This window comes from Mesorhizobium sp. M5C.F.Ca.IN.020.32.2.1, from assembly GCF_004023105.1.
Lineage (GTDB): Bacteria > Pseudomonadota > Alphaproteobacteria > Rhizobiales > Rhizobiaceae > Mesorhizobium > Mesorhizobium wenxiniae.
In genome coordinates this window covers 1-1,762 of sequence record NZ_RZSX01001108.1, presented here as the reverse complement: position 1 = coordinate 1,762, position 1,762 = coordinate 1, and the positions used below count along the sequence as shown (strand labels likewise).

4 protein-coding genes are annotated in these 1,762 nt (G+C 59.5%); all 4 read right to left on the bottom strand.

The window, feature by feature from the left end; all coding sequences use genetic code 11:
• Window positions 1-106: 106 nt before the first annotated feature.
• The 4 genes from EOA86_RS33370 to EOA86_RS33355 all read right to left on the bottom strand — a co-directional run bounded on the left by EOA86_RS33370 (window position 107) and on the right by EOA86_RS33355 (window position 1,655).
• A complete protein-coding gene (locus EOA86_RS33370) occupies window positions 107-406 on the bottom strand; it encodes a hypothetical protein (protein WP_065010428.1) in 300 nt (99 codons plus the stop codon).
• Window positions 407-581: 175 nt separating this feature from the next.
• Window positions 582-992, bottom strand: a complete 411-nt coding sequence (locus EOA86_RS33365; protein WP_128345439.1) for a DUF3168 domain-containing protein — start codon at window positions 990-992, stop codon at window positions 582-584.
• 134 nt (window positions 993-1,126) lie between these two features.
• Window positions 1,127-1,393 (bottom strand): DUF1488 domain-containing protein, encoded by a 267-nt coding sequence (locus EOA86_RS33360; RefSeq protein WP_127210113.1) that lies wholly within the window; start codon window positions 1,391-1,393, stop codon window positions 1,127-1,129.
• 13 nt (window positions 1,394-1,406) lie between these two features.
• Window positions 1,407-1,655 (bottom strand): hypothetical protein, encoded by a 249-nt coding sequence (locus tag EOA86_RS33355; RefSeq protein WP_029354601.1) that lies wholly within the window; start codon window positions 1,653-1,655, stop codon window positions 1,407-1,409.
• Window positions 1,656-1,762 lie beyond the last annotated feature (107 nt).

Sequence of the window (1,762 nt, the reverse complement as noted above, 5' to 3'; positions counted from 1 at the left end):
GTTGAAGAACTGGCCTGTTGAAAAGCTGCCCTATTTGAGAGGCTGCCCTGTCGAGAAACTGGGCGTCATCTATAGGCCGATTCCAGCGCCTGGGAAACGGCAGGGATCAGTTCAGCGGAACGACGATCTCGGTGCGGCGCGGACGCTGCCCGTCCTTGCCCGGGACCAGCACGACGATGACGCAGACCGGCTGGCCACCGCGCGTCGACTGCGACGCCTTGGCCAGCGTGCCGCCATTCTGCTCGGCAACCTGCTGACCGATCGCGTAGCAGTCGGAGGCAGCCAGGACGATCGGCCGGTTCTGCTCGGGCACGACGACCGGCAGCGCCGTCGCCTGCGACGCAAGCAGACCGGCAGCGCAGAGCGCCAGTGTCGCGGTTCGGAAATGGGAGCGAAGCGTTTTCATGATCAGCGTCCTAACGCATCGGTGCTGAACGTGAAATGAACAGTGAACGCCTGCAACACATGCCTATCTCACCCCCCTGAAACGCGAGACAATCGACCCTATGATTCGCCGCCCTAACCCGGCAAACTCATCCAAGTGCCAGTCTAGACTGTGTTGCAGCCATATTGAAAGCGCGTCAGGCGTTTTCTTCCGTCACGGCGCGAAAGCGCAGCAGCCCGTGACAGGCTGAAAGATCCTCGTCGTAACGGGCCTCGGTGAATTCGAGCCTGAGATTGGCGCGGTGATGTTCGTCGAGCGCGAGCGCCGCATCCTGGAGGCGGGTGCTGACTAGGTCCATCGCATCGAGCATCTCTTTCCTGGCCTCGGACTTCGACCAGAAATGCAGCGTGAAAAGCTGCTCGGCATCGTTCTCCGCGCCTGTTGCCCAGTCGTAGACGCTGGTCCGACCGAAGGTCACATAGGGAAACGGGACATTTTCCGGGGAATGGTCGAATAGTTTTGCGCCGCCCAATGCCGCTGACAGGGAACCGTCACCGTTCAGGGCTTCGAACAAGGCCTTCTGCAGGGCGGCGGCCGGCGCGGTCATAGTCTTCTCCCTCGCCCGTCACGGCTGAACAGGCCTTCACCCCGTCAGCGATTTCTGCTTGCAGCGTAGCCGCGTTGAAGTTCTGGCGCCAGATCACGGGATTTCCAAGGCCCCGATCGCGCGGACCGTCGGAATTATCGAAAATCGGCTGCGGTCAGCACGTACATGCTCTTGCCGGTACGGGCATAAGCATTCCTTGCGACGTCATGTATGGGACCGACGGCCGAATCGAAAGCGGCGAGATATGTGGCTTCGGCTGTCGCCGTCCCCGGCGGTGCCGTCGAGATGGCGGCTGCATCGATAAAGAAAGAAATCTGGGACATGCCGTCATAGCCGACGAAGCGGATCCGTCGGCTCGCCTCGTCGTAGCTTCGGCTTAGGTTTGGAAATGTCAGGGTCATGGCTTGACGGCCGTCAAGCGGCCCCCGCCTTCTTGACTGCGGCCCGCTTTTTCTTGGGAGCGACGGGATTGAGGGCTTCCGCCGCGCGGTCGGCCTCTTCCTTGGCCAGCCGCAGCGCCCGCAACTTTTGGGTCTTAATGGTCCTGGCCTTGGCCTCGGAGACATATTCGGCCGTAGCCTGGTTTCGCTCCGCAGTTTTCTTCTGCTTCTCCATGAAGCGCGCTTCAGCCTTTTCCGTGATACTTTGATTGAATTCCGCCATCGATAAAATATCCCTTTTTGACCGAGGTGATGAAATTGCAATTCCCTCCTAAAATAGGAGTCTGAGCAGAAAATTCAATTTCCGAGCTATCTTTGATCGCCCAGATT

Coding starts and splice junctions, on each gene's coding strand:
- EOA86_RS33355 (WP_029354601.1), bottom strand. CDS start 1,655: ATGGCGGAATTCAATCAAAGTATCACGGAAAAGGCTGAAGCGCGCTTC.
- EOA86_RS33365 (WP_128345439.1), bottom strand. CDS start 992: ATGACCGCGCCGGCCGCCGCCCTGCAGAAGGCCTTGTTCGAAGCCCTG.
- EOA86_RS33360 (WP_127210113.1), bottom strand. CDS start 1,393: ATGACCCTGACATTTCCAAACCTAAGCCGAAGCTACGACGAGGCGAGC.
- EOA86_RS33370 (WP_065010428.1), bottom strand. CDS start 406: ATGAAAACGCTTCGCTCCCATTTCCGAACCGCGACACTGGCGCTCTGC.